This is a genomic window from Ciceribacter ferrooxidans (assembly GCF_004137355.1).
In the GTDB taxonomy this organism is placed as follows: domain Bacteria; phylum Pseudomonadota; class Alphaproteobacteria; order Rhizobiales; family Rhizobiaceae; genus Allorhizobium; species Allorhizobium ferrooxidans.
The window spans coordinates 689,466-715,730 of record NZ_SDVB01000170.1; the positions used below are offsets into that span (position 1 = coordinate 689,466).

General features: G+C 66.1%; 29 protein-coding genes and 1 pseudogene. 17 read left to right on the top strand and 13 right to left on the bottom strand.

Annotated elements, in window-relative coordinates:
- Positions 1-154: 154 nt before the first annotated feature.
- Together EUU22_RS07845 and EUU22_RS07850 are read left to right on the top strand one after the other, a co-directional pair.
- Entirely contained in the window at positions 155-730 is a 576-nt protein-coding gene (locus EUU22_RS07845) for a PadR family transcriptional regulator (protein WP_129331442.1), read from the top strand.
- A 2-nt stretch (positions 731-732) separates the two neighbouring features.
- The gene (locus EUU22_RS07850; protein WP_129331443.1) at positions 733-1,020 is read left to right on the top strand and encodes a DUF2218 domain-containing protein; all 288 of its coding nucleotides are present in this window, start codon (positions 733-735) and stop codon (positions 1,018-1,020) included.
- A 110-nt stretch (positions 1,021-1,130) separates the two neighbouring features.
- Here the strand turns inward: EUU22_RS07850 and EUU22_RS07855 are convergent, their stop codons facing one another.
- Positions 1,131-2,498, bottom strand: a complete 1,368-nt coding sequence (locus EUU22_RS07855) for an aspartate aminotransferase family protein (protein WP_129331444.1) — start codon at positions 2,496-2,498, stop codon at positions 1,131-1,133.
- Positions 2,499-2,721: 223 nt separating this feature from the next.
- On the opposite strand from EUU22_RS07855, the gene EUU22_RS07860 reads away from it, so the two are divergent.
- Positions 2,722-4,080: a glutamine synthetase family protein gene (locus EUU22_RS07860; protein WP_129331445.1), complete on the top strand. Its 1,359-nt coding sequence runs from the start codon at positions 2,722-2,724 to the stop codon at positions 4,078-4,080.
- A 163-nt stretch (positions 4,081-4,243) separates the two neighbouring features.
- Positions 4,244-4,903: an outer membrane protein gene (locus EUU22_RS07865; RefSeq protein ID WP_129331446.1), complete on the top strand. Its 660-nt coding sequence runs from the start codon at positions 4,244-4,246 to the stop codon at positions 4,901-4,903.
- 71 nt (positions 4,904-4,974) lie between these two features.
- Here EUU22_RS07865 and EUU22_RS07870 read toward each other — a convergent pair whose 3' ends face one another.
- Both EUU22_RS07870 and EUU22_RS07875 read right to left on the bottom strand, forming a co-directional pair.
- Positions 4,975-5,886, bottom strand: a complete 912-nt coding sequence (locus tag EUU22_RS07870; protein ID WP_129331447.1) for a diacylglycerol/lipid kinase family protein — start codon at positions 5,884-5,886, stop codon at positions 4,975-4,977.
- A gap of 34 nt (positions 5,887-5,920) precedes the next feature.
- Complete coding sequence (locus EUU22_RS07875) at positions 5,921-6,250, bottom strand: hypothetical protein (protein ID WP_129331448.1); 330 nt, start codon at positions 6,248-6,250, stop codon at positions 5,921-5,923.
- Positions 6,251-6,523: 273 nt separating this feature from the next.
- Here EUU22_RS07875 and EUU22_RS07880 point away from each other — a divergent pair, with 273 nt between their 5' ends.
- The gene (locus EUU22_RS07880) at positions 6,524-6,916 is read left to right on the top strand and encodes a GFA family protein (protein WP_129331449.1); all 393 of its coding nucleotides are present in this window, start codon (positions 6,524-6,526) and stop codon (positions 6,914-6,916) included.
- A gap of 12 nt (positions 6,917-6,928) precedes the next feature.
- On the opposite strand, the gene EUU22_RS07885 is transcribed toward EUU22_RS07880, so the two are convergent.
- Together EUU22_RS07885 and EUU22_RS07890 are read right to left on the bottom strand one after the other, a co-directional pair.
- Positions 6,929-7,537: a L,D-transpeptidase gene (locus tag EUU22_RS07885; RefSeq protein WP_129331450.1), complete on the bottom strand. Its 609-nt coding sequence runs from the start codon at positions 7,535-7,537 to the stop codon at positions 6,929-6,931.
- Positions 7,538-7,631: 94 nt separating this feature from the next.
- Entirely contained in the window at positions 7,632-8,108 is a 477-nt protein-coding gene (locus EUU22_RS07890; protein WP_129331451.1) for an Lrp/AsnC family transcriptional regulator, read from the bottom strand.
- A 134-nt stretch (positions 8,109-8,242) separates the two neighbouring features.
- Here EUU22_RS07890 and EUU22_RS07895 point away from each other — a divergent pair, with 134 nt between their 5' ends.
- Together EUU22_RS07895 and EUU22_RS07900 are read left to right on the top strand one after the other, a co-directional pair.
- Complete coding sequence (locus EUU22_RS07895) at positions 8,243-9,148, top strand: DMT family transporter (RefSeq protein ID WP_129331452.1); 906 nt, start codon at positions 8,243-8,245, stop codon at positions 9,146-9,148.
- A 175-nt stretch (positions 9,149-9,323) separates the two neighbouring features.
- Positions 9,324-10,136 carry a class I SAM-dependent methyltransferase gene (locus EUU22_RS07900; RefSeq protein WP_129331453.1) on the top strand — a complete coding sequence of 271 codons (813 nt, stop codon included), beginning with the start codon at positions 9,324-9,326 and terminating at the stop codon, positions 10,134-10,136.
- 194 nt (positions 10,137-10,330) lie between these two features.
- Here EUU22_RS07900 and EUU22_RS07905 read toward each other — a convergent pair whose 3' ends face one another.
- Positions 10,331-10,819, bottom strand: coding sequence for an EF-hand domain-containing protein (locus EUU22_RS07905; protein ID WP_165351106.1), 489 nt, complete (start codon positions 10,817-10,819; stop codon positions 10,331-10,333).
- A 225-nt stretch (positions 10,820-11,044) separates the two neighbouring features.
- Between EUU22_RS07905 and EUU22_RS07910 the strand changes: the two genes are divergently transcribed.
- On the top strand, positions 11,045-11,395 hold the full coding sequence (locus tag EUU22_RS07910) for a DUF2200 domain-containing protein (RefSeq protein WP_129331454.1): 351 nt from the start codon (positions 11,045-11,047) through the stop codon (positions 11,393-11,395).
- Positions 11,396-11,469: 74 nt separating this feature from the next.
- Here the strand turns inward: EUU22_RS07910 and EUU22_RS07915 are convergent, their stop codons facing one another.
- The 5 genes from EUU22_RS07915 to EUU22_RS07935 all read right to left on the bottom strand — a co-directional run bounded on the left by EUU22_RS07915 (position 11,470) and on the right by EUU22_RS07935 (position 17,215).
- Positions 11,470-12,570, bottom strand: a complete 1,101-nt coding sequence (locus EUU22_RS07915; RefSeq protein WP_129331455.1) for a branched-chain amino acid aminotransferase — start codon at positions 12,568-12,570, stop codon at positions 11,470-11,472.
- Positions 12,571-12,669: 99 nt separating this feature from the next.
- Positions 12,670-13,698, bottom strand: coding sequence for a serine hydrolase domain-containing protein (locus EUU22_RS07920; RefSeq protein WP_129331456.1), 1,029 nt, complete (start codon positions 13,696-13,698; stop codon positions 12,670-12,672).
- Between the two features lie 216 nt (positions 13,699-13,914).
- On the bottom strand, positions 13,915-15,573 hold the full coding sequence (locus EUU22_RS07925; RefSeq protein ID WP_129331457.1) for an electron transfer flavoprotein-ubiquinone oxidoreductase: 1,659 nt from the start codon (positions 15,571-15,573) through the stop codon (positions 13,915-13,917).
- A 241-nt stretch (positions 15,574-15,814) separates the two neighbouring features.
- Entirely contained in the window at positions 15,815-16,720 is a 906-nt protein-coding gene (locus EUU22_RS07930; protein ID WP_129331458.1) for a VOC family protein, read from the bottom strand.
- Positions 16,721-16,783: 63 nt separating this feature from the next.
- A complete protein-coding gene (locus EUU22_RS07935; RefSeq protein WP_129331459.1) occupies positions 16,784-17,215 on the bottom strand; it encodes a DoxX family protein in 432 nt (143 codons plus the stop codon).
- 118 nt (positions 17,216-17,333) lie between these two features.
- Between EUU22_RS07935 and EUU22_RS07940 the strand changes: the two genes are divergently transcribed.
- Both EUU22_RS07940 and EUU22_RS25220 read left to right on the top strand, forming a co-directional pair.
- Positions 17,334-18,230 (top strand): LysR family transcriptional regulator, encoded by an 897-nt coding sequence (locus EUU22_RS07940; protein ID WP_129331460.1) that lies wholly within the window; start codon positions 17,334-17,336, stop codon positions 18,228-18,230.
- Positions 18,227-18,382: a hypothetical protein gene (locus EUU22_RS25220; protein WP_165351107.1), complete on the top strand. Its 156-nt coding sequence runs from the start codon at positions 18,227-18,229 to the stop codon at positions 18,380-18,382. The genes EUU22_RS07940 and EUU22_RS25220 overlap by 4 nt, the downstream gene beginning before the upstream one ends.
- On the opposite strand, the gene EUU22_RS07945 is transcribed toward EUU22_RS25220, so the two are convergent.
- Positions 18,360-19,382 carry a magnesium transporter CorA family protein gene (locus EUU22_RS07945; RefSeq protein WP_129331461.1) on the bottom strand — a complete coding sequence of 341 codons (1,023 nt, stop codon included), beginning with the start codon at positions 19,380-19,382 and terminating at the stop codon, positions 18,360-18,362. The two genes, EUU22_RS25220 and EUU22_RS07945, sit on opposite strands and share 23 nt — an antisense overlap.
- Positions 19,383-19,683: 301 nt before the next feature.
- Here EUU22_RS07945 and EUU22_RS07950 point away from each other — a divergent pair, with 301 nt between their 5' ends.
- The 5 genes from EUU22_RS07950 (at position 19,684) to EUU22_RS07970 (ending at position 24,047) form a co-directional block, all read left to right on the top strand.
- Positions 19,684-21,084 (top strand): FAD-binding oxidoreductase, encoded by a 1,401-nt coding sequence (locus EUU22_RS07950; RefSeq protein ID WP_129331462.1) that lies wholly within the window; start codon positions 19,684-19,686, stop codon positions 21,082-21,084.
- Between the two features lie 80 nt (positions 21,085-21,164).
- A complete protein-coding gene (locus EUU22_RS07955; protein WP_129331463.1) occupies positions 21,165-21,950 on the top strand; it encodes an SDR family oxidoreductase in 786 nt (261 codons plus the stop codon).
- 132 nt (positions 21,951-22,082) lie between these two features.
- Positions 22,083-22,286: a hypothetical protein gene (locus EUU22_RS07960; RefSeq protein WP_129331464.1), complete on the top strand. Its 204-nt coding sequence runs from the start codon at positions 22,083-22,085 to the stop codon at positions 22,284-22,286.
- Between the two features lie 117 nt (positions 22,287-22,403).
- The gene (locus EUU22_RS07965) at positions 22,404-22,604 is read left to right on the top strand and encodes a hypothetical protein (RefSeq protein ID WP_342635413.1); all 201 of its coding nucleotides are present in this window, start codon (positions 22,404-22,406) and stop codon (positions 22,602-22,604) included.
- 147 nt (positions 22,605-22,751) lie between these two features.
- Positions 22,752-24,047 (top strand): Hsp70 family protein, encoded by a 1,296-nt coding sequence (locus EUU22_RS07970; RefSeq protein WP_129331466.1) that lies wholly within the window; start codon positions 22,752-22,754, stop codon positions 24,045-24,047.
- Between the two features lie 132 nt (positions 24,048-24,179).
- On the opposite strand, the gene EUU22_RS07975 is transcribed toward EUU22_RS07970, so the two are convergent.
- Positions 24,180-24,983 carry an arylamine N-acetyltransferase family protein gene (locus EUU22_RS07975; protein WP_129331467.1) on the bottom strand — a complete coding sequence of 268 codons (804 nt, stop codon included), beginning with the start codon at positions 24,981-24,983 and terminating at the stop codon, positions 24,180-24,182.
- A 91-nt stretch (positions 24,984-25,074) separates the two neighbouring features.
- Here EUU22_RS07975 and EUU22_RS07980 point away from each other — a divergent pair, with 91 nt between their 5' ends.
- Together EUU22_RS07980 and EUU22_RS25810 are read left to right on the top strand one after the other, a co-directional pair.
- Positions 25,075-25,953, top strand: coding sequence for a LysR family transcriptional regulator (locus tag EUU22_RS07980; RefSeq protein WP_165351108.1), 879 nt, complete (start codon positions 25,075-25,077; stop codon positions 25,951-25,953).
- Positions 25,954-26,050: 97 nt separating this feature from the next.
- Positions 26,051-26,265, top strand: a pseudogene (locus tag EUU22_RS25810) (uracil-DNA glycosylase); the annotation flags it as partial.

The window sequence follows — 26,265 nt, forward strand, 5'->3', positions numbered from 1 at the left end:
TCTTCGTCGATCGCGAGAATAGGACAAGCGCAGCACACCTCAAAGGCAAGACCACGGTCCCGCGCATGACGAAGAATTTTCGCCACGGCTCTTGCAACGATCGATTTACGATATATCTTAGATGCAGTTTCAACACATCGAAGGAAACCAAGACATGAGACATTTCCATTGCGGTCGTGAGGAACACGGCAATCCCTTCTTCCAGGCCATGCGCCATGGCGGCTTCTTCGGCGGCCGTCCCGAGGGCGGTCCGCGCGGCCGCGGCGAACGGCGGCGGATGTTCGACGCCGGCGAGCTCCGGCTCGTGCTGCTGAAGCTGATCGAGGAACAGCCGCGCCACGGCTACGACCTGATCCGCGAGATCGAGACGCTCTCCGGCGGCGCCTATGCGCCGAGCCCGGGCGTCGTCTACCCGACCCTCACCCTGCTGCTCGACATGGGGCTTTCCGAGGAACAGGCAAGCGAAGGCCCGCGCAAGCTCATGGGCATCACCGAGGCCGGCCGCCAGCATCTCGCAGAGCGGCTCGACGAGGTCGAGGTCGCCATGTCGCGGCTGACGGCGCTCGCCCGCCTCTCCGAGCGTACCGACGCCGCACCGGTGCGCCGGGCCATGCACAACCTGCGCACGGCGCTGCAGGACCGGCTCTCCCACGAGGGCGCGACGCGCGAGACACAGCTCGAGGTCGCCCGCATCCTCGACGAGGCGGCAGGCAAGATCGAAAGGCTCTGACCATGGCAAGATCCGTCGCCACGGTGCCGACCGAGAACGGCTGGAAATACCTGCAGCAGCTCTGCAAGCACTGGAGCCACAAGCTCGACGTCGAGCTCGGCGAAAAGACCGGAATCGTCCGTTTCGCGGAAGCGACCGCGACGATGAGCGCAGACGAGGCGGGCCTGACCGTCGCAATCGAGGCCACCTCGCCCGAGGTGCTCGAACGGATGAAGGGCGTGGTGTCGAGCCACCTCGACCGTTTCGCCTTCCGCGAGGCACCGCTGCCGTTCGAGTGGCGTGCGGACTGAGACGTCCCCTTATCCGGCTGCCAGCGCCTGACCGGTTGGAGGCAAACAGGCAAAGACACGAAAGGCCGGTTCGCACCGGCCTTTCGTATGCAAGAGGCTATGCCCGCACCTTACTCCGGGCGGTTGTCCTTCAGCCAGTCGAGCGCGTTGCGCAGTGTTTCGACCGTCTGGTCGACCTCGGACCGGGAGATGACGAGCGGCGGCGAGGCGAGCATGCGGTCGCCGGTTGCCCGAAGGATCACGCCGTTCGCCACGCACTGGTTGCGCACCAGCGTGCCGATATCATCCGGCTTCTCGAAGCGGCGACGCGTCGCCTTGTCGGCGGTGATCTGCACCGCGCCCATCAGCCCGACATTCACCGCCTCGCCCACCATCTCGTGGTCGGCAAGACTCCGCCAGGCCTCGGTGAAATAGGGGCCGATGTCGTCGCGCACCCGCTCGACCAGCCCCTCCTCCTCGATGATCCGGATGTTTTCCAGCGCCGCGGCGGCGCAGACCGGATGGCCGGAATAGGTGTAGCCGTGGTAGAAATCGCCGAGCTCGCCGATCATCACATCGGCGACGCGGTCGCTGACGATCACCCCGCCGATCGGCAGATAGCCGGAGGACAGGCCCTTGGCGACCGGCGCCAGATCCGGCTCGTAGCCGTAATGCTGGTGGCCGAACCAGGAGCCGAGCCGCCCGAAGCCGCAGATCACCTCGTCGGAGACGAGCAGGATGTTGCGCGCCTTGCAGATACGGGAGATTTCCGGCCAGTAGGTTTCCGGCGGGACGATGACGCCGCCCGCCCCCTGGATCGGCTCGGCGACGAAGGCGGCGACGTTCTCCTCACCGAGCTCGTCGATCTTCGCTTCCAGCTCGCGGGCGACCTTCAGGCCGAATTCCTCGGGCGAAAGATCGCCGCCCTCGGCATACCAGTAGGGCTGGCCGATGTGATGGATGCCGGGGATCGGCAGGTTGCCCTGCTCATGCATCCACTGCATGCCGCCGAGCGAAGCGCCGGCGACGGTGGAGCCGTGATAGGCGTTCTTCCGCGCAATCACCTGCGTCTTGGTTTCATGGCCGAGCACCTTCCAGTAGACGCGCGCCATGCGGAACCAGGTATCCGAGGCTTCCGATCCGGAATTGGTGAAGAAGACGTGGTTGAGCGTCGGGCCGGCATGGCTTGCGATCTTCTGGGCGAGCAGCGTGGTCGGCGGCGTCGTCGTCCCGAAGAAGGTGTTGTAGTAGGGAAGCTCCTGCATCTGGCGATAGGCCGCTTCGGCGATCTCGTTGCGGCCGTAGCCGACATTGACGCACCAGAGGCCGGCGAAGGCGTCCAGATACTTCTTGCCGTTCTGGTCCCAGATGTTGACGCCCTCCGCCCGGTGGATGATGCGCGTGCCGTCCGCATTGAGCTTCTTCATGTCGGAGAAGGGATGCAGATGGTGGGCGGCGTCGATGGCGCCGAGATTGGAATGGGCGACGGGCTTGTTCATGGCGACAGTCCTGTTTGCAGGCCGCCCTGTTAGCAGACCGCAAGACCGAATACGGGCAGACCCTGCGGCCTGCCCGGCATACGTCTCGCTGCCTTGCCTGATTGAAAGGCGGAACGTTATCGGCTACGAAGATGACCTTCCCAAATGCGTTTGGCAAGGGCGTCGATTTGCCGGCCTCCCCGCCCGCGATCACCCCTTCAGCCGAACCGGCGAGAGCTTTTTCATGACGAATGTTTCCCAGGCCGCCCTCCACCCCGCAGTCGATCCCTCCGCCCGCATCGAAGTCCTGCTCGTCGGCATGAACGGCGACCTCCGCGGCAAGATGATCCCGCTCGGCGCCGAGGAAAAGGTCTGGAAGAACACCGTCCGCCTGCCCGCCTCCACCCAGTCGCTCGACATCTGGGGCGACGACAACGACGACATCACCGGGATTTCGCTGACGCTCGGCGATCCCGACGGTATCTGCGTGCCCGACCGGCGTTCGCTGACGACAATGCCCTGGGGACCGGCAGGCTCCAAGCAGGTGCTCGCCACCATGCACACGCTTGCCGGAGAGCCGCATTTCGTCTGTCCGCGCGCGATCCTCGCCCGGGTGCTGGAGCGCTACGCCGAACGCGGCCTCACCCCGGTGGTCGCGACCGAGCTCGAATTCTATGTGATCGACGACGGCTGGCGCGACAGCGACCGGCCGATGCCGCCGAAGGGCCTCACCTATCGCGGCGAGCCGAACGGCTTCCAGCTCTACGACATGAGCGCGACGGCGGCGATGGAGGACTATCTCGCGACGGTCCGGCGCTACTGCGACGAGATGGGGCTGCCGGCGGACGCCACGACCGCCGAGTTCGGCCCCGGCCAGTTCGAGGTGAACCTGCTGCACCGTCCGGACGCCATGGCGGCCGCCGACGACTGCATCTACCTGAAGCGCGTCGTCGATTTCGCCGCGCGCCGCCACGGCCTCAAGGCCACCTGCATGGCCAAGCCCTACGGCGACCAGGCCGGCTCCGGCCTGCACGTCCATGCGAGCATCATCGACAAGGACGGAAAGAACATCCTCGACGTCAAGGGCGGCGACCCCGTGCGGCTCAAATCGGTGACTGCCGGCATGCTGAAGAGCATGCAGGATGCCCAACTGATCTTCGCGCCGTTCGCCAATTCCTACCGGCGCTTCCAGCCGGGCTCGTTCGCCCCCGACAAGGTCGACTGGGGCTTCGGCAACCGCGGCACGGCGATCCGCATTCCCGACAAGGACGGTCCCGCCGCGCGCGTCGAGCATCGCGTCGCCGGCGCCGACGCCAACCCGCATCTCCTGCTCGCCGCGATCCTCGGAGGCATGCTGCTCGGCCTCGACGCGGACCTCGATCCCGGCCCGGTCACCACGCCCGACAGCGCACCGGAAAATCCGGACATGCTCACCCACGACTTCCTGACGGCCGTCGACCGCTTCCGCGCCTCCGCCTTCATCGCCGACACCTTCGGCGAGGCCTATCGCAAGCTCTACGGCGACACCAAGCGCAAGGAGGCGATCACCTACCTGCGCACCGTCTCGGACTTCGACTACCGCACCTACCTGCCGCGGATCTGAGTCGGGCGATCACGCTTCGCGCGGCAGAAAACTGGCATAGATCAACGATAGCCGCCTGACTGTTGCACTTTGGATACGCAACCAGAAATAGCGCGCCCGCGAATTGCCCGTTCCCTTATCGTCATATAGAAATATACGAGATATCAGCGAGAGGGACGACGCAATGATCAGGAATTTCGCACGCGTATTGGTGTTTGCCGCCATGGCGGTGCCGGCAACCGCGGCCGACATGTCGGCTCCCCTCGCGGTTCCAGTCTCCAGCGACTGGTCCGGCTTCTACCTGGGCGCCCATCTCGGCGGGGGGAAGTCGATCATCGACTGGACCTATGATCTCGGCGGCACGGCCGACCACGAGGGCGAAGGTGTGCTGGGTGGCGCGCAGGCCGGCTACAACTTCCAGTCCGGCGACTGGGTCTTCGGTCTTGAAGCCGACATCTCCGCCTCCGGTATCGAGGGCGACACAGACTGCCCGAACCCGGCCTTCACCTGCTCCAGCGACGCCAAGTGGCTCTCGACGGTCCGCGGCCGCGTCGGCTACAGCTTCGACAAGCTGCTGGTCTACGGCACCGGTGGTCTCGGCATCGGCCGCTTCGAGATGAGCACCGACAATGGTGCCGGCACCAGCGGAAGCACCACCAAGACCGATACCGGCTGGGTGGCCGGTGCGGGTGTCGAATATGCCATTTCGCCGCGCTGGTCGGTCAAGGCCGAATACATGTATTACGACTTCGGCAGCACCGATTACACGGTCGACGGCGGGCTCGGCATCGAAGTCGACCAGCGCTACCACACCGGCAAGGTCGGCGTGAACTTCAAGTTCTGATCGCCGGCATCAACAGACCGTACCCATGAGCCGCCCTGCCCGGGCGGCTCTTTTCGTATCCGGCGTTCGGATCAGGCATCCGGAGCGACCGGCGGCGCCAGCACCTGCAGCTCGCCCGGATGGATCCGCACCTCCAGCCGGTCCGGCATGCGCACCAGTTCGCCGTCAACGACACAGTGTGCCCCGCGCGGATGCCGCGGAAAATGCAGACGGATCGTCTCGGCGGTGGCGGCAGTGACGGCGGCGTTCTCCTTCATCCGGCCGCGGGCGATGTCGAAGGCGAGTTTCGCCACACCCCAGGGCTCCAGAGCGTCGGTGAGATAGACGCCGAGCCTGCCGCCCGTCAGCTCGTCGGCGAAGAAGAGCGGCCTCTGTCCGAACGGATTGTTGGAGATCGAGATCGCCGAGACGATGCGACGCTCGCTGCGGCCATCGTGGTCGATGTCGAAGACGACTTCGAAGCGCGGCGGCTTCAGCATTACGCCGAGTGCGGCCCGCACACTCGCCGCGATCTTGCCGAGGCGCGAGGCATAGGTCTTCGCGTCGCGCATCCGGACCATGCGGGCGTGGAGGCCGGCCGAGAACTGATGCACGAAAGGCCGGCCGTTGACCGAGGCGATGTCGACGGCGCGGACCGGGCTTGCCGCGAGCGTCTCCAGCGCTGCCCGAAGGTCGAGCGGGATGCGCAGCGACCGGGCAAAGAGGTTCATGGTGCCGGCGGGCACCACGCCGAGCGGCAGGCCGGCCTTCCATGCGACGCCGGCGGCCGCCGATATGGTGCCGTCGCCGCCGCCGGCGAGCAGCGCATCGGCGTCGCGCACCGCCGCGGCGAGCACGGGCAGTATTTCGCTCCCGCTGACGATGATGCATTCGAGCTCATGTCCCCGGGCGGCGAAGATTTGACGTGCAAGCGCCGAGACCTCGGCCATGTCCGCGGTCTTGAAAGTCCCGCCGTCGCGATTGAAGATTGCCTTGATGCGCATGGTCTCCGCTCCGCCCGTATTCCTTTCCCGACGTTCACTCCCCGGGGGCTGCGAGACAGGGATCGAGCATGATCCGCCGCGCACCGTAGCGCGCATAGCCGCCGGCGAAGAGGACGGTATCACCGACATGTCGCCCCTCCTTGCTGTAGGTGACGCACATGACCTGCACGTCCTTCTCCTCGCACATCACCAGATAGGCGAGCGTTCCGTCCCATTGCACCGCCGCCAGCCGGCCGGTGATCGTCAGCGTGATCCGGTCGTCGGTCGCCGGTGCGTGATCGATCCATTGTTTGATCGTCTCGCAGGTCGCCGGCCGCTCGGCATAGCCCTCGCCCATCCTGAACGGCCCTTCGCGGTCGATCATCGGCTCTGAGGATGAAGCAGAAACCGGCCCGAGGAGCAACGGGATGGCGACGGCAAGGCTTGTCGCGGTGCGACGGCACGATCGAAACACGAGACACGACTCCCGGCTTGGTTGGTCGGTCTGGACTACCACCCCTGATTCGCGCCTTTTTGAGGCCGGCCGCGAAACAGGACGTCAGGCCGCGGAGGCGGACCTGGGCGCAGCGGCAAATTGCGAGCATCGTACCGGATGTAGTAGATAACTCGTTCAACCAATCAACGGAGGAGACGCGGCATGGATCAGGTCACCGGTGGTTGCCTCTGCGGCAACGTCCGATTAGCGGCGTCGGGGCGGCCCTACCGGGTCGGCATCTGCCATTGTCTCGACTGTCGCAAGCATCACGGGGCGTTGTTCCATGCCTCGGCGATCTTCCCCGAAGATGCGGTGAGGATCGAAGGCGAGACCCGCGACTATGGCGGTCGGTTCTTCTGCCCGCGCTGCGGCTCGCCCGTCTTCGGGCGCAGCGGCGACGAGATCGAGGTGAACCTCGGCTCGCTCGACGCGCCCGACCAGTTCAGGCCGAGCTACGAGCTCTGGACCATCCGGCGCGAGTCCTTTCTGCCGCCGTTTCCGCTCGAAAGACGATACGAGCGGAACCGCGAGGGCACGGGCCGGTCCGAGCCGTAGGAACGCAAGACCTCAGGCCTGCAGGACGAGGACCCGCACGCCGACCTTGACGCGGTTGTAGAGGTCGATGACGTCGTGGTTCATCATGCGGATGCAGCCGCTCGACATCGCCTGGCCGATGGACCAAGGCTGCGTGGTGCCGTGGATGCGGAACATGGTGTCGCCGCCGCCGCGATAGAGGTAGAGCGCGCGGGCGCCGAGCGGGCTCGACAAGCCACCCGGAACGCCGCCGGCGTAGCGGCGATTGCGCGGATCGCGGGCGATCATCTTGCCGGTCGGCGTCCAGCCCGGCCATTCGGCCTTGCGGCCGATGTAGGCATGGCCGGCGAGCGCATAGCCGTTGCGGCCGACGCCGACGCCGTAGCGGATCGCGCGTCCCTCCCCGAGCACATAATAGAGCCGTCGTGCCGGCGTATCGACGACGATGGTGCCGGCCGGTTCGTTGGTCGCGTAGGCGACCTCCTGGCGGCGCAGTTCCGGCTTGAACTTATCGAGCGGCACCCGCTTGATCGGGTAAGGCTCGCCGGCGATCGGGCCGTAATTGGCGTAGTCGGAATTCGTGGTGCAGCCTGCAAGCAGCAGCGGCAGTCCAGCCAGGAATCCACGGCGAGAGATCGGCATGATCGGTTCCCCAGGTTGCGCTCGTATGAGCAACAACTTAAGGAATTTATGGTTAACGGAGACTTAAGGCCGGTCCCGCGTGGCGGAACGGCGTTTACGACTGCGGCGGCGGAAGCTTCAGCGGCCCACCCGTCTTCACCGTCCGGATCGCGAAGTTCGAGCGGATGTCGGTGACGCCCGGCAGGTCGAGCAGCGTCTCGGTGAGAAGCGTCTCATAAGCCGCGAGGTCGGCGACCACCACCTCGGCGAGGAAATCCGCCTCGCCCGAGACCAGATGGCACGACGCGACTTCCGGCACGGCGAGCAACGCCTCCTGAAGACGGTCCGAACTCGCACGGTTGTGCTGGCCGACCTTGATCTCCACGAACACCGTCAGGCCGAGCCCGACCTTGCTGCGGTCGACCTCCGCCCGGTAGCCGCGGATCACGCCGTCCTTCTCGAGATTGCGGATACGCCTGAGACAAGGTGTCGGGGACAGGTTGATCCTCTCGGCGATGTCGACGTTGCTCGCACGGGCGTCTTCCTGCAGGACCGACAGGATGCGCATATCAAATGCATCGAGATTTGGCATATCCGATAAGCCTTTGCCGTCTTCGTGGCGGAAAATGCCAAGCCCTATGTCGCAAGTGGCCGCAAATGGCAAGGACATGCCACGTCCCAACCCCTAGTATATCAGCGAACAGCCAAATCGAGGGGGAGAAGGCCATGGTCCATGCAAGCCTGCAGGAGGCAGCCGTGCCGTCGAAAGCATCGGGATATGCCGCAGCGCTCGTGACCGTGGTCATCTGGGCGGTGTGGGTAATCGCCACCCGTCACGGGCGGCAGGGGGCGATCGGCGCCACCGAGCTCGGCCTGATCCGCTTCGGCGTTCCCGCTCTCGTGCTCGCGCCCGTCTGGCTGCGGACCGGGCTCATGCCCCGTGGCGTGTCACCGCTCGTGCTCTTCCTGATGGTCTGCGGATCGGGGGCGCCGTTCTTCCACCTCGCCGCCTTCGCGCTGCGTTTCGCACCCGCCTCGGCTGCCGGCGTGCTGCTCGTCGGCGCCATGCCGCTCGCGACCGCGCTGATCGGCATCGCCGTCTTCCGCGAACGGCCGGACCGGCTGAGGCTCGCCGGCCTCGGCGCCATCCTGCTCGGCATCGCGCTTCTTCTCGCAAGCCTGATCGAGGCACAGCATATCGCCTGGCAGGGCTATCTGCTGCTGCCCGTCGCCGCCACCTTCTGGGCGGTCTACACCCACGCCTTCCGGCGGTCAGGACTCGGGGCGCTCGAAGGCAGTGCGCTCATCGCCGTCTGGTCCTTCCTGAGCCATATCGGTCTTGCGTTTACCGTGGGCGTCGATTTCAGCGGCATCGGGGTCCAGGCTCTCGGCATCCAGGTGGTGGCACAGGGCCTGCTTTCGGGCCTCGCCGCCACGGTCGCCTACGGCGCGGCGGTTCGCATCCTCGGCAGCACGCCGGCTGCCGCCTTCGCCGCCCTCGTCCCTGTCATGGCGGCCTTCGGCGGCGCATTCCTTCTCGGCGAGACGATCGGCCCCGTCGACATCATCGCCGCCCTCGTCACCGGCATCGGCGTGGCGCTTTCGACCGGCATCCTGTCGCGCCGCAGATAAGTGCCCGCCTTTCAGGCGGCAACGAACCGGATCATGGTGCCTGACGGATCGGGCGTTTCGACCTTCTTCCTCCGCTCGCAAAAGACCGGCGCCATGGCGTCGCCGCTTGCCGCTGTCGGGAGGCGTGAAAAGCCGGTATAATGCCGCCCGCGCCTGATTGAAGGGAGGAAGCCTTATGGAAACCACCGACAAGACGTTCAGCGGCGCTATACCGGAACTGTATGACCAGTATATGGTGCCGATGATCTTTCAGGAATTTGCCGAGGATCTGGCGGCGCGCGTGGCCGCCCGCTCTCCCATGTCGGTCATGGAGACGGCGGCGGGCACCGGTGTCCTCACCCGGGCGCTTGCACCGTTGCTCTCGAGCGAGGCACGCTATGTCGTCACCGACCTCAACCCGCCGATGCTGGCGCAGGCGCAAAACCGGCAACCGCCGGACGAGCGCCTGAGCTGGCAACCGGTCGACGCGCTCAGCCTGCCGTTCGACGACGGCATGTTCGATGCGGTCTGCTGCCAGTTCGGCGTGATGTTCTTTCCCGACCGGGTCGCCGGATACAAGGAGGCACGGCGTGTCCTGCGGCCGGGTGGGCTTTACGCCTTCAGCACATGGGACCGGATCGAGGACAATGAATTCGCCCATATCGTCGAGCAGACGCTGGCCGACGTCTTTCCCGGCGACCCGCCGATGTTCATGTCGCGAACGCCGCATGGCTACTTCGATACCGAGCGCATCCGGCGGGATGTCGAGGCGGCAGGCTTCAGCGACATTGAAATCACCACGATAGAGACCGGCAGCCCCGCGCCATCGGCCATGCACGCCGCCATTGCCTACTGCCAGGGCACGCCGTTCCGCAACGAGATCACGGCTCGCAACGCCGAACTGCTGCGCGTCGCCACAGACAAGGTGGCCGCGGCAATCGCCGGACGGTTCGGAAACGGCCCGATCAGCGGTCGCATCCGCGGCCATGTGGTTACCGCCATCGCCTGATCTTCGGCGACGGCCCCAATGGCTCGAAGCGCATCAGGCGCCCTCGAGCAACGTCAGCCAGCCGTGCGTCGTTGGCATGCTCGGCCGGCACCCTTGTCGCGCAGGGCCTGAACACAAACGAAAATGCCCGGCCGTCCTGGTGACGACCGGGCTTCACATGACGATTGCGAGCAGTCACCCACCCGCGGCGAGCATCAGTTCCATTGCTGGCTGCGCCATTCCCACGGGGTGACGGAGCCATCCTTGTCGGCATCGGCAGCCGCGAAGTGGGCCTTGGCGCCGGCGATGAACTCGGCCTGGCTGACGGTCCCGTTCTTGTCCGCGTCGAGCGTGCCGAAGCGGTCGGCCTTCTGCTTTTCACGCGCCTCCTGGCGTGCCTTGTTCCAGCCGTCCTGCGGCCCCATCCGGACGGTCATGTATTCTTCCATAGTCAGTTCGCCGTTGTCGTCGGCGTCCATCGCCGCGAAGACTTCCTCGGCGGCAGAGGCGGCTTCCTCTGCGCTGATGACGCCGTTGTCATCGGTATCGATGATCGGGAAGCGCCCGCGACCGGGATTGTTCATCATCATGCCGCCGCCACTCCAGCCCATGCCGCGACCGGAGAAGGGCTGCGCCTCCACGGCGCTGGCCAAAAGGGTGGACGTCAGTGCAAGCGCGAGTGCCGAAGTCAAAATGCCTTTCATGGTCAACCTCCTGTCGATACCTGTCGACGCTTGAATTGTTGCGGACCGCCGGCATCCGTTTGCCGTTGCGGCCATCGCTACAGTAGTCGATCGATACATACTGAAGTTGATATGCATCAATATGGAGAAATGGTAATGGAACTCCCGCGACCGGCAGCCAGGGACTTGCCGTCGTTCCGGCGCCGCCTATCTTGGAGGGAACGGGCGAAGGGTCAGGGAGGAGGAATGGCGACGCATCGCATCTATTCGGCGAGTTTCGCCAGCGTTTATCCCCTCTACGTCGCGAAGGCGGAAAGGAAGGGACGCACGAAGGCGGAGGTCGACGAGATCATCGGCTGGCTGACCGGCTATAGCCCCGAGGCGCTCGCCGATCAGCTCGCGAAGAACACCAGCTTTCAGGACTTCCTCGCGCAGGCGCCGCGGATGAACCCCGCCCGAACGTCGATCACCGGCGTCGTCTGCGGCGTCCGGCTGGAGGACATCGAGGAACCGACCATGCGGGACATCCGCTATCTCGACAAGCTGATCGACGAACTCGCCAAGGGCAGGCCGATGGCGAAGATTCTGCGCGGCTAGGGCGCTAACAAAAAAGGCCTGTCCGCAACGGGCAGGCCCTTCCTGAGATTCCTTCGTGATCGCGGCGTCGGAGATCAGACGCCTTCGAGCACCTTCAGCCAGCCGTGGGCGTCGTTGGTCTGGCCGCGCTGGATGCCGACGAGGGTATCGCGGAGCTTCGCCGTCACCGGGCCGGTCTCGCCCGCATTGATGACGAACTCGCCATCCGGCGACTTGACCTTGCCGATCGCGGCGACGACAGCCGCTGTGCCGCAGGCAAAGGCTTCCTTCGCCTTGCCGCTCGCCACGTCCGCCTTCCAGTCTTCGAAGGCGTAGCGCTCCTCGCGCACCGTGTAGCCAAGGTCTTTCGCAAGCGCGATCAGCGACTTGCGGGTGATGCCGGGCAGGATCGTGCCGCCGAGCGGCGGGGTAACCAGCGAACCGTCGGCCATCACGATGAAGACGTTCATGCCGCCCAGTTCCTCCAGCCAGCGATGCTCGGCGGCATCGAGGAAGACGACCTGGTCGCAGCCGTGCTCATAGGCGGCGGCCTGCGCCACGAGGCTTCCGGCATAGTTGCCGCCGCACTTCGCCGCACCCGTGCCACCGGCGGCAGCGCGGGTATAGTGCTCGGACACCCAGATGCTGACCGGCTTGGCGCCGCCCTTGAAATAGGGGCCGACCGGCGAGGCGATGACGCAGAAGATATATTCCTTCGAGGGACGCACGCCGAGGAAGGCTTCCGAGGCGAACATGAACGGGCGAAGGTAGAGGCTGCTGCCCTCTGCCGCCGGAATCCATTTGGCGTCGGCGCGCACGAGCTGCTCGACCGCCTCGAGGAACAGCGCCTCCGGCAGCTCGGGCATCGCCATGCGGCGGGCGGATTCGTTGAAGCGGCGGGCGTTCTCCTCCGGGCGGAAGAGCACGGCACGACCGTCGGCGGCGCGGTACGCCTTCATGCCCTCGAAGATTTCCTGGGCGTAATGCAGCACGGCCGCGGCCGGATCGAGCGGGAACGGCGCCCGCGCGGTCACTTCCGCCGAATGCCAGCCCTTGTCGGCACTCCAGCGGATGACCGCCATATGGTCGGAAAAGAGCGTGCCGAAGCCGAGGTTCTCGAAGGCCTTGAGGCGGTCCGCCTCCGGCATCGGGCTGGCGTTCGGACGGATGGCGAAAGTAAGAGCGTCTTGTTGCATGATCTCGGCCACTCGGTTCTCGTTCGGTCAGGTCTGCTGACCTTTCATCTATCGCTTATCGCCGCAACGTCTCCTTCGCAAGTGCCTCTTGCGAGAGGTTCAGGCAACAGCGAGCAGGAACTCTTCAACGATCCGCTCCAGCTCACCGAAATATTCCTTGTCGAGAGTACAGCCCGCGACGGCAACGCCGCTGTCTGGACTATAGCAGGCCAGAGTCCCCCAGAAGCCGGCATGGGTAAAGACCTCGACCTCGCCGACAAAGCGCGAGAACAGTCCGAGGCGGTACTCTTCCGCCCCCTTGTGCGTCCCAGCGGACAGCATTTCCGCAACCGTTTCCGGCCGCTGAAAGATGCGTGCCTCGAAAAGATGTGCCATGAAGCGCGCGAGATCGCGGACATTCATGGCGAGACCGCCTCCGCCGAAAAGGTCGGCCGATGCATCGAGGGCGGTGAACTCCTCTTTGCCGATGAACTGGCGTGCACGCGGTGCGATACCAGCCGGCGCCGGCTCCTCCTTCTCCCACCATGCCGATGTCATTCCCAGTTCATCGAAGCGCATTTCCTGCCGCACCAGAAAGGCAAGCGGCCGGCCGGACACGCGCTCGAGAATGTCGCCGAGCAGTATGTAACCGGTGTCGGAGTAGCGGAACTCGACGCCCGGTGACGCCGTCGGGCCGGACGAAACACATGAGAGCCGCACTTGCTCCTCTCGTGTCCAGACATGGTCCTGTGCCTCATGGATCACGTCGGTGAAGCGCTCCGTGCCGGTATGATCGAAAATCCCGGCGCTGTGGCTGAGGAGGTGCCGAACGGTGATCTCGCCGGTCTCATAGCCGGCAGTCTGCAAGAGTTCCGTCAGCGCCGGCGTCAGAAGAGCGGCGACCGGCGTATCCAGATCCAGTTGACCCCGCTCCCATAGTCGCAAGGCCGTCGCGGCGACGAAGGTCTTGGTATTGCTGGCGATGCGGACCGGAGTCTCCGCCGTGAAGGGCCTGCGGCCTTCCAGGTCGGCAAAGCCCGTGGCGACGCCGAGAGGCTTCGCAAGCCCCTTGCCCGTCGCGAAGATCGCCGCAGGCGCGGGGATGCGGGAAAGAGCCCGTTGCCAGAGATTTGCGCCGTCAACATCCATGTGCGACCATTACCCTAAGCTGTTGGGGGAGTTGATGAAGGTTTTGGTGGCGACAATCTCCATCCTCGTGATGGGAATGACAAGTCCCGCATGGGCGCACGGCGGCGGCTGTCGCAAGAGCTCGCCACCCGGCCAGTGCTGCCATATGGACAACAAGGCCGGGCGGGTGCACTGCCACTAGAGTGCGTGGGAGGGAAATTCCCCTCCCCGCCCCGATCACATGTTCGGATAGACCGGACCCTCGCCGCCCTGCGGCGGCACCCAGTTGATGTTCTGGTTGGGGTCCTTGATGTCGCAAGTCTTGCAGTGGACGCAGTTCTGGGCGTTGATCACGTAGACCTGCTCCCCGTCCTTCTCGACCCATTCATAGACGCCCGCCGGACAGTAGCGCGTCGACGGACCGGCGAATTCGCCGAGTTCCGACGACTTCTGCAGCGCCATGTCCTTCACCTGCAGGTGCACCGGCTGGTCTTCCTCGTGGTTGGTGTTCGACAGGAACACCGAGGAGAGACGGTCGAAGGTCAAGACGCCGTCCGGCTTCGGATAGGCGATCGGCTTGTGTTTGGCGGCCGCTTCCAGCGACGCCGCATCGGTCTTGCCGTGCTTCAGGGTGAAGGGCGAGGTGCCGAAGATCTGGTTGATCCACATGTCGAGGCCGCCGAGTGCGACACCGATCGCGGTGCCGAACTTCGACCACAGCGGCTTGACGTTCCGGACCCGCTTCAGGTCCTTGCCGATATCGGTCGCGCGCCATTCGGTCTCGATCTCGACCGGCTCGTCGTTGGCGCGGCCGGCCGCGATGGCGTCGGCGATCTTCTCCGCCGCCAGCATGCCCGAGAGGACGGCGTTATGCGAACCCTTGATCCGCGGCACGTTGACGAAACCGGCCGAGCAGCCGATCAGCGCGCCGCCGGGGAAAGAGAGCTTCGGCACCGACTGGTACCCCCCCTCGGTGATCGCGCGGGCACCGTAGGAGAGCCGCTTGCCGCCCTCGAAGGTCGGCGCAATCGTCGGATGGGTCTTGAAGCGCTGGAACTCCTCGAACGGGAAGAGATAGGGGTTCTTGTAGTTCAGGTGGACGACGAAGCCGACGGCCACGAGATTGTCTTCGAGATGATAGAGGAAGGAGCCGCCGCCGGTCTTCATGTCGAGCGGCCAGCCGAAGGAGTGCTGGACGAGGCCGGGCTTGTGGTTCTCCGGCTTCACCTGCCAGAGTTCCTTCAAACCGATGCCGAACTTCTGCGGCTCGCGATCCTTCTGAAGATCGAATTTCGCGATCAGCTGCTTGGCGAGCGAACCGCGCACGCCCTCGCCGATCAGCACGTACTTGCCGAGAAGTTCCATGCCGCGGGTGTAGTTCGGGCCCGGCTCGCCGTTCTTCTCGATGCCCATGTCGCCGGTCGCGACGCCGATCACCGCGCCCTGGTCGTTGTAGAGCACTTCCGTCGCGGCGAAGCCCGGATAGATCTCGACGCCGAGTTCCTCGGCCTTGGTCGCCAGCCAGCGACAGACATTGCCGAGCGAGACGATGTAGTTGCCGTGATTGTTCATCAGCGGCGGCATGAAGGCGTTCGGCAGGCGCATCGAGCCGGCAGGTCCCAGGAACAGGAACTGGTCGTCGGTGACTTCCGTCCTGAAGGGGTGCCCCTCGTCTTCGCGCCAGCCGGGTAGCAGGCGGTCGATGCCGATCGGATCGACGACGGCGCCGGAGAGGATGTGCGCGCCGACTTCCGCGCCCTTTTCGAGGACGACGACGGTCAGCTCCGGATTGACCTGCTTCAGGCGAATGGCCGCGGAGAGGCCGGCAGGACCCGCCCCCACGATCACCACGTCGAATTCCATGCTCTCGCGCTCGGGCAGTTCCTGTTCGCTCATCGTCTCTCTCTCCGCTCGGGCCTGATCCCCATTCAGGCCCCCTTCTCTCAAAAGCCGCGGCCGATGTCGAGCCGAAGCGCGACGCGCCGAGGCGCAATTTCCGGCAGGCGGTACGAAGTGCGAGAATATCTTACGTGAACGTAAGGGTCAATGCGGCACCTTGTCGGGCATGCGATGGGCGGCGGACGGTAGCCAAGGCGGCCTCGGGAGAGGACAAGGAGCGGCGCAGCGGCGCGTTGCCTCAGGCGCGGCGCAGCCTGACCTCCGCCCCGGTCGGATCGCAAAACGCGATGTGGCGGCCCCCGACCGCGGCCTCGGGATGGCTGGCAAGCGTCTCGAAGAGAGCTGCGTCAGTGACGACGAGTTCATAAGCCAGCAGGCGCGCCATGTCGGCGGGCGCCGGCGTCAGCCCCCGCCCCTGCCAGGTGTTCATCGCCAGCCGATGCGTATAGGCGGCTCCGGCGCCGAGATCGGCAAAACCGAGATGCGGCAGCACGAGATTTCGGGCAAAACCGAGCTGTTCGAAAAAGGTAATTGGCGCTGCGAGGTCCGGAACCCGCAGATGAATATGGGCGATGGTCGTCCCATCTGCGATCCGCCGGTCGACCAGGCGGCCATCCAGATGCGCAAGCTCCTGCTCGAGATCGAGCCGCTCCCGACCGCTGTGCGGTCGTCCTTCCGCGTCGTAGAGCGCAAAGCCGCGCTCGAAATCGCCGAAACGACCGAAGCGTTCCGGTGTTTCATAGGCAATCTCGATCCCCAGGCCATCCGGGTCGTCGAAATAGATCGCCTTGGACATCAGGTGATCGACCGGGGCGATCGGCAGGCGGAGTGCCACCAGATGCGCGAGCAGGTGGGAAAACTCGGCCTGACCGGGAACGCCGATTGCGATGTGGTAGAGACCAGAATGACCGGGAGAAGCCGGGTGCTTTGCGCCGTTGCGGAAGGCGACCAGGGTTTCGGCCTCCGTTCCGAGTTCGACGACGTCGTTGATCTCGGCGCGGACCTTGAAGCCGAGCGTGCGGGTCCAGAAGGCGACGGAGCGGTCGAGATCGGTGACGGCGAATTCGACGGCGCCATAACGCAGTCGTTCGGGCTGTCCGGTCGAGGCCAGGGTTTCGGCGAGCGCAAGCGCGGCGGTGGTCATGGTATCATTCTCATGGAAAGGGGAGACAACCGTCCGGCTCTCCGGACCGTTCCCCGGATGGCGTCAGCGAGCCGAGATCGGCGCCTTGCGGGTGCGGCCCCAGAAGACGAAGACGGCAACGGCCAGGACAACGAAGTTGAAGGGGGTGACGGCCGCCTCGCCGCGCGAGAAGTGGAACAGGATCGCCAGCACCTGGATCGCGGTGAAACCGAGGGCGGCGAGCGGCGTGAGACCCGGCTGGATGCGGGTGAGCGCCGGGAGGAGGATGCCGAGGACGCCGGCCAGCTCGGCAAGGCCGATCCCGCGGACGAACCACAGCGGGTACTCCTGCGCCCAGGCGAGCCCCATGCCGACAAGCTGCTCGGGCGTCATCAGAAGCTTCATGTAGGCTGCAAAAGCAAAGAAGGCGGCGAGCAGGATCTGGGCGATCCAGAGGCCGATGGTCCAGCCCCGAGCGGGGGCGGCAGTCTGAAGGCTGGTGGTGGTCGTGTTCATGTCTCTCTCCTTGATCTTGGGGGCTTCGGTACAGCCCGATGAAAAGAGATCTATACTTTTCCTCTCAGGCGATCATGATGCCCAATATTGATCCAGAATTTCTCATGAGTTGATGATCATGGACACCTTGGCCAGCCTTCGCGTCTTTCTCTCGGTCGCGGATCTGCGCAGCTTCACGGCAGCGGCGGAGCGGCTCGACCTCTCGCCGGCCATGGCCAGCAAGCATCTGCAGCATCTGGAGCAGCGCGTCGGCTCACGCCTCCTCAATCGCACCAGCCGCAGCGTCAGCCTGACCGAGACCGGCGCACTCTACCGCGAGACGGTGCGGGCACTGATCGAGGGGCTCGACGATGTCGAGGCACGCATCGCGCAGACGACGGTCACCCCGCGCGGCACGCTGAAGGTCAGCCTGCCGATCTGGATGGCCAACGGCGCGTTCGCGCGGCTGCTCGCCACCTATCGCGAGAAGTTCCCCGAGGTCCAGCTCGACCTCGGTGTCAGCGGCCGGATCGTCAATCTCGTCGAGGAGGGCTTCGATCTTGCGCTGCGCGTCACGGCAAAACCCGAGGAAGGGCTTATCCTCAGGAAGCTGCAGAACGTGCTCTTCGTGCTCGTCGCAGCCCCCGCCTTTCTCGACCGGACCGGCCGTCCAACCGCGATTTCCGATCTCAACGACAGCCCCCTCCTCGCCTACTCCCCGGTCGCCGGCGACGGTCGCGTGACGCTCGGGAACGGCGAGAAGGCGACGCCGGTCCATTTCCGCACCGTGCTGAAAAGCCCGAACGAGACCCTGCTCCTCCTCGCCGCCCGGGAAGGCATGGGCTATACCGTCATGCCGCGCTGGCTGGTGCATGACGATCTCGCAGACGGCCGGCTGGAGCGTGTTCTCATCGAAGACGTCGCGGTGACCGTTCCCTTCTTTGCCGTCTATCCGAACCGGGGCTACATGCCGGCCAAGACCCGCAGCTTCCTCGACTTCATCGCCGCCGAACTCGCCAAACTGGAGTTCGAGTGACGGCCCGGTGCCTTGTCGAGCCGGTGAAGCAGGCGCTTGCCCGGCAGATCAATGCACTGCTGCTGCAGATGAAGGCGCAGGGCTTTGGCCGCGTCCTCACCGTCGCCTCGTCGGGCATCTTTGAGCACCTTACAGCCAGCCCCGGCGCTTGAAGTAGAGGAAGGGAAGTGCGGCCGACAGCAGCATCAGCAGGATCGCCCAGGGATAGCCGAGGTGCCATTGCAGCTCCGGCATCAGGTTGAAGTTCATGCCGTAGACGGAGGCGACCAGCGTCGGCGGCAGGAAGACGACCGAGGCGACGGTGAAGATCTTGATGATCTGGTTCTGCTCGAGGTTGATGAGGCCGAGCGTCGCGTCGAGCAGGAAGTTCACCTTGCCGGAGAGGAAGGTCGCGTGGTCACCGAGCGAGACCGCGTCCCGCTGCAGCATCTTGACGCGCTGGCGCACTTCCTTGCTCGGCCGGCGCTGCGGGCTTTCGAGCGCGGCATGATAGGCGACGAGGCGGGAAATGCTGACGAGGCTCTCGCGCACGCCGCCGAGGAAATCGCCCTTCTGGCCGAGTTGCTCGATCAGCGACTGCAGGTCCTTGGTCTTCTTGGTCGAAGGCGTCGCCTTGCCGCGGAAAACCTCCCGCGAGATGCCGTCGATCTCGTTGCCGATGCGCTCCAGCACGTCGGCCATGCGATCGACGATCGACTCGACGATGCCGAGCATCACCTCCTCGCCGCAGCCATAGGCCTGGGCGTTGACGCGCAGTGCCCGGTGCACGAAGGCGAGGAAGGGCTTCGGATCGGCATAGCGCACCGTCACCAGCGTGCCGCCCTTGAGGATGAAGGTGACCGGCGTCTTCGCCGGCGTGTCGCCGTCGAGATTGGTGAGCGCCGTCAGCGTCATGAATTCCGCGCCGTCCTCCTGGTAGAGACGGGCGGAAAGCTCGATCTCCTCCATCTCGTCGCGGGTCGGGATCGCCAGGCCGAGCGCCTGTTCGACATGCCGGCTCTCCGCCTGCGTCGGGCTCACGAGGTCGTACCAGAGGACCGGTGTGACACTCGCCGCGACGGCATCGTCGGCGGCGGTGATTTCGGTGACGGCTTCTTCGGACTTCTCACGCAGAACGAGGCGCTCTGCTTCGCGGAAATAGATGCGCAGCATGGATATGCTCCTTCGGGCTTTTTATTGCCGTCCGGAGCGGACGCGAAGGTCGTGCCCTTACCGGACGGAACGGTAGAACGTGTTCGATCTTCGACTGTCAGGGTCCATTTGGAGTATCCTCGGGTGGAGCGACTTTTGTCGCGACGCCCCACCAGATGGGCCCGAAACGCCGCCGCGTCAAGCCGGTATTTTCCGCGGTGCAACGAAACGGGACAGGGCCATCGCGGCTTGCCAAGAGACCCCGCCCGGTGCATGGCTCGGCGACGCCTTCCGTCCCTCCAGAGAAACGTCCGGATCGCCCATGACCACCGCCCGCTTTTCGCCCGCCGAACTCCTCGACCATCTGCGCGGCCTCCATCCGGAGCTTGCCGTTTTCGGGCCCGCGGAGCTCTCGGGCCGCCATCCGGGCGAGCATCCAGACAATTTCGCCGGCGGCGTCATGGCGCAGCCCGGCACGACGGCGGCCGCCGCGGCGCTGGTGCGCTGGTGCGCGGAAAACGGCGTCGCCGTCGTGTCGCAGGGCGGGCTTACAGGCCTCGTCGGCGGCAATGTGAGCCGGGCCGGCGAAGTCATCCTCTCCTCCGCGCGGCTCAACCGCATCCTCTCGATCCGGCCGGACGAGATGACCGCGGAAGTGGAGGCCGGCGTCGCGCTCGAAGCGCTGCAGCAGGCGGCGGCACGCCATGGGCTGACGACCGGCATCGACCTCGGCTCCCGCGGTTCGGCGACCGTCGGCGGCATGGTCTCCACCAATGCCGGGGGCATCCTCGCCTTCCGCAACGGCGTCATGCGCCACCAGGTGCTCGGGCTGGAAGCGGTCCTGCCCTCGGGCGAGATCTTCCACGACATGACCCGGGTGGTGAAGGTCTCGGCCGGCCCGGACCTGAAGCATTTGTTCATCGGCGGTGAAGGCGCCTTCGGCTTCGTGACGAAGGTGGTTCTGAAGCTGGAACCCTTGCGCCCCCACCGCGCGACCGCCTTCCTCGGCGTCACCGATGCCGCCGCAGCGCTCGCCGTCATAAGGCATTTCCGGGGCCTCTCCGGCGTGACGCTGGAGGCCGCCGAAATGATGTGGCCACGCTATATCCGCGATCACGCGGCCCTGAAGACCTTCGACCTCTCCTGGCTGGAGGACGGCGCTGCGGCGCTTCTCATCGAGCTGTCGGCGGAAACCGTGGAGGCTGCGACGGCCGCGCTGGAAGAAGGCCTCGAAGCCCTCTGGGAACCGGCAGCACTTCGGGGCGGCATCGTCGCCCAGTCGCTCGACCAGGCACGAAAGTTCTGGGATATCCGGGAGGACTCCGGCTTCTACTATACGGCGATCCCGGATGCCGCCTCCTTCGACATCTCCGTGCCGCCGACCTTCCTCGACGCCTATGTCGAGGGGCTTGCGGCACGCCTCGAAGCGATCGACGCCAGCTATGCGGCCTATGTCTACGGCCACGTCGCGGACGGCAACCTGCACATCACACTGATCAAACCCGGGCCGCTGCCGGAGGCCGAACAGCGCGCCGTCGAAGCTGCCGTCTATAGCGGCATCCGCGAGGCCGGCGGCTCGTTTTCCGCCGAGCACGGCGTCGGGCGCGAGAAGCGCCACGCCTACGAGGCCTTCGCCGCTCCAGAGAAGCAGGCACTGGCCCGGGTCATCAAGCAGGCAATCGACCCGAAGGGCCTTTTCAACCCCGGCAAGGTGCCCTTCTGACGGCGGCCCTTCCCCTTCCCCTGCCTCCGTCCGCTTGCTAGCTTGCCGAAACGCAAACGGGCAAGGAAGGAAGACCACGGATGGATCTCGGCATTTCGGCAAAGCGCGCGCTCGTTCTCGCCTCCTCGCGCGGGCTCGGGCTCGGCATCGCCCGGGCGCTCGCCGCGGAAGGCGCGCATGTGCTGCTCTGTGGGCGCAGCGCCGACAGGCTCGCCGCCAATGTCGCGGCGATCGAGGCCGAGGGCGGCAGGGCCGACTATGTCGTGGCCGACCTGACCGATGCCGACTTCGTGCCGGCGATGGTCGAGGCGGTCGCGGAGAAACTCGGTGGCATCGACATCCTCGTCAACAACACCGGCGGCCCGACGCCCGGCACGGCGGAAGAGATGACGCCGGAAAAGCTCGACGGCTTTTTCCAGTCGATGGTGGTGCGGGTGATCGCGCTCACCAACGCGCTGCTGCCGCAGATGAAGGCGCAGGGCTTCGGCCGCATCCTGACCGTCGCCTCGTCGGGCGTCTTCGAGCCGATCCCCAATCTCGCGCTCTCCAACACGCTGCGCAGTGCGCTGGTCGGCTGGAACAAGACGCTCGCGACGGAAGTCGCAGGCTTCGGCGTCACCGCCAACATGCTGCTGCCCGGCCGCATCCACACCGACCGCATCGACGAGCTCGACGGCGCCAATGCGGCGCGCTCCGGCCGCTCGGTCGAGGAGGTGCGCGCCGCCTCGGTGAAGACGATCCCGGCCGGCCGGCTCGGACGGGTCGAGGAGTTCGCGGCCGCCGCCGCCTTCCTCTGCTCGGTCCCGGCAAGCTACGTCACCGGCACGATGCTGCGCGTCGACGGCGGTGCGGCCCGCTCGATCTGAGCTTCCCGCGCCCCGCGTTTCCGGCGCTTTTCCGGCGCCGGGAGGGGTGCGACCGATTGTCGCAAAAAGCGCTGGTGTCACATAGGACTTGCGCTATAGTAGGTGCGACAAATCGTTCCATGGGAGGAAAATTTGGAACAGGTTCGCACGACACTGACGGTCGCAGGATTGCTGATCATCGCCGTCGGCCTTGCGTGGGTGGCGCATGGCATGGGCACGATCCATCTGCCGGCGTCCGACTTCATCACCAAACAGAGCGTCTGGACGACGAACGGCTCGCTCGTCGCCGTCTTCGGCCTGATCGTGCTCTGGAGCTCACGGCGCTTCCTGCGCTGAACGCCCGTCTTTCGCCCCGTCTTCTAGCGGACCGGGAGGCGGGGCACATTTTCGTGCGCCTCGGCGAGCAGTGACGGACGCGATCGCCGATCGGTGCCTGTGTCGGGAAACGGAGCCATGTCGATGCGACGGACACTCACCTTGCTCGGCGTGATCGCCTTGCTGATCGGCCTCGTCTGGATCGGCCAGGGCAGCGGCTATTTCCCCTATCCGGCCTCCAGCTTCATGATCGACCAGAGCCCGTGGATCGCCTATGGCGCCGGCCTCGCCCTCGTCGGCCTTGTGCTCGTCTGGTTCGCCCGGCGCACGTCGCGCTGATACCAAGTCATTTTCCACCCTTGCCTTCCCTCTCCCTTCGTGGCAATAGCCGCCCTCCATTGCGGGGCGCGCTTGACGACGCCCCGTTTCGCGTTCGGGCGCTTCGCCCGTTTCAAGCATCACACGAACGGTTTGGGAGCGGCGGCCATGGCTGAAGCGCTGGGTCTTGATTTCGGCACGACGAACACGGTTCTGGCAGTCGCCGACGATGCCGCGGCGGCGACCGCCTCGGTCGCCTTCACCTCGTCCGCCGGTACGGCGGACACGATGCGCACCGCGCTTTCCTTCATGAAGGACAGGGCGCTCGGCGCCGGGGCGCTGAAGGTCGAGGCCGGACAGGCGGCGATCCGCGCCTTCATCGACAATCCGGGCGAATGCCGGTTCCTGCAGTCGATCAAGACGTTTGCCGCCTCGGCGCTGTTCCAGGGCACGCTCATCCACGCCCGCCGCTTCCAGTTCGAGGACCTGATGGAGGTCTTCCTGAAGCGGCTGGAAGCCTATGCCGGCGATGGCTGGCCGCAGGCGGCAAAACGCCTCGTCGTCGGCCGGCCGGTGCATTTCGCCGGCGCCAGCGCCGATCCGGCGCTCGCCATCACCCGCTACAACGAAGCGCTGACCCGCCTCGGCTTTCCCGAGATCCACTACGTCTACGAGCCGGTGGCGGCGGCCTTCTACTTCGCCCGGCACCTCAAACAGGATGCGACCGTTCTCGTCGCCGACTTCGGCGGCGGCACCACCGACTATTCGCTGATCCGCTTCGAGACGTCGTCCGGGCGCGTCACCGCCCGCCCGATCGGCCATTCCGGCGTCGGGATTGCCGGCGACCAGTTCGACGCCCGCATCATCGACCACCTCGTCGCGCCGGAGATCGGCAAGGGCAGCCGGTTTTCAAGCTTCGGCAAGGTGCTCGACGTGCCGAGCAACTACTACACCAGCTTCTCCCGCTGGAATCAGCTCTCGGTCTTCAAGACCTCGCGCGAATATGCCGACCTGAAGGGCCTCGTGCGCCAGGCGCTGGAGCCGGAAAAGCTCGAACTCTTCATCGACCTCGTCGAGCACGACGAAGGATATCCGCTCTACCAGGCGGTCTCGGCGACCAAGATGGCGCTCTCTTCCGCCGAGGAGGCCGAGTTCCACTTCGCCCCGCTCGGCGCCGCCGGCCGCAAGACCGTGCGCCGTGCCGATTTCGAGAGCTGGATCGCCGACGACCTCGCCCGCATCGAGGGCGCGCTCGACGACGTTCTCACCTCGACCGGCACGTCTACGGGCGACATCGACAAGGTGTTCCTGACCGGCGGCACCTCCTTCGTCCCCGCAGTGCGGCGCATCTTCACCGAACGCTTCGACGCCACCCGCATCGAGACCGGCGGCGAACTCGTCTCCATCGCCCACGGCCTGGCACTCATCGGCGAGCGCGACGACATCGCCCAATGGGCGGCGTGACGACCACCCTCTCCTTGAGGGGGAGGGTCGGACCGCAGGTCCGGGGTGGGGTGAACCTCCACGGATGACGACGTGTCACCCCCGCCCGCGCGTTCCGCGCGACCTCCCCCCTCGAGGGGGAGGTGGGAACCCTCAGCCGATCTTCGCCCAGACCCGCGCGATGGTCGATGCGTCCACATTCAGGCCGAAGGAGTCGACCAGCAGGTTTGCAAGCTCCGCCTCCGAGGCGAGCGTCCGCTCCTCCATCCGGTCGCCGCGCACGTGGCGGACATCGCGGTTGAAGAGGCTTAGGCGTCCGTCGTCGCGCCCGACCGTCATCATCAGGTGCTGCGGAAAGGGCGAGGCCTCCCAGCGCGCGCAGACGACGTTGGCCGCGAGATAATCGGGCGGCGCGACCGGCACCCGGTCGATGCCGTAGAGCGGGAACCACGCCTCGCCGTTCAGCCGCTGCAGCACCTGTTCGCCACTTGCCGCGTCGCGCACCACGCGGAAGCGCTCGCCGGCGATCGACTGCGGTGCCTCCGTCGAAAGGTCGACCGGCCGCCGCGGGCCCGGCCCGCCGAAGCCGGTATCGGCCAGCCATTCGCGGCCGTCGACGGTGACGACGAAGGCGTGATGGGCGCGCGGCCCGCCCGAGGGCGCCCCCATGCGCACCCGGCCGAGGACGGGTGTCGCCGCAAAGCCGAAGGCGGCGAGCGCTTCGCCGAAGAGCCGGTTGAGCTCCAGGCAGTAGCCGCCGCGGCCGCCGGTAACGGTCTTCCGCCACACTGCGCCGGGGTCGAGATCCGGCACCGTCCCGAGCAGGACGTCGATGTTCTCGAAGGGGATCGTGCCGATCTGGGCGGCCTGCAACCGCGCCAAACCCTCGGCGTCGGGGCGCATGTCGATATCGGCAAGGCCGATGCGGGCGAGATAGGTGTCTTTGTCGAATGTCATGATCGGTCTCCGTTCGCGCCCTTCTCGCGGAATTGACAGCCCCACGGCAATCCGCAATTTTGCATGGGACCATGCATGGGCGGATACCCCGATGATCTCCGACTGGAGCGACCTTCAGACCATTCTCGCGATCGCGACGGAAGGCACCTTGACCGCTGCCGCGCGCCGGCTCGGCGTCAACCAGTCGACGATGTCGCGGCGACTGCAGGCGATCGAGCAGGCGCTCGATGCGGCACTCTTCCGGCGGCTGGAAGACGGGCGGCTGCGGCCGACGGCGGCCGCCGAGCGACTGATCGAGACGGCGCGGCAGGTCGAGGCGCTGGTCGGCCACGCCAATACTGCCCTTGCGGCGAGCCCGGTGCCGCTCCGTCTCGCCACCTGCGAGGTGCTGTCGGCGGTGTTCGCCGCACCGGCACTCGCCGGCTGGCGGGAGCACACCGGGGAACCCGCCGAGCTTTCCGTCTACGACAATCTCTTCGTGCTGCCGGCGGACGAGTTCGACGTGATGATCACACCGCTCGAATCCGCGCCGACCGACATGGTTGGCCGCCGTGTTGGCCGGCTCGACTGGGACTTCTACGCCTCGCCGGGCTATGCCCGCGCGCGGCCGCTTGCCGCGGATGCGACCGGGTTCGACGGACACGACGTCATCCATGCCGCCGGTTCGCTCGCCGAGGTCGCCACCTATCGCCGGCTCGGGGATCTCGGCGGCCGCTCTGTCTTCCGCTCGTCCAGCGTCGTCGCGCAGCGCGACATGGCCGCGACCGGTGCCGGCATCGCGCTCCTGCCCGCCTGCATCGTCCTGCCGGAGCACGGCCTCGTGCGCCTCGAAAACCGGCTGCAGCCGCCGCCCGCGGAGGTCTGGATGGTGGCGCGGCGGGCAACCGCCGCCCAGCCGCGGGTGCGCCGCTTCCTCGACTGGGCGGGCGAGCGTTTTCGCGCCGCGCCACCCGCGCTGAAGGCCGGCTGACCGCACCGGCTTCTGCGACAAGCGGCCTCGCCGATCATATTGTGGCGACCGGTACGAAACTCTTTGCTTCTGCCCGGCGCTCGACTAGAACAGGCCGATGATTACCGCCCGCGACATGACCGCCGCCGAGCTCGCCGCGCTTTTGCATTTCCATGCCGAAGCGGGCGTCGAATGGCTCGTGGAGGATGCGCCCGTCGACCGGCAGGCGGAGTTTGCGGCGGAGCAGCAGACGCGCCAGCGCCCCGCGGCAGCGGCAGCATCGGGCTCAGCCCCCTCCACGCCCGAACGGCGACGCCCGGAAGCGCCCCAGCC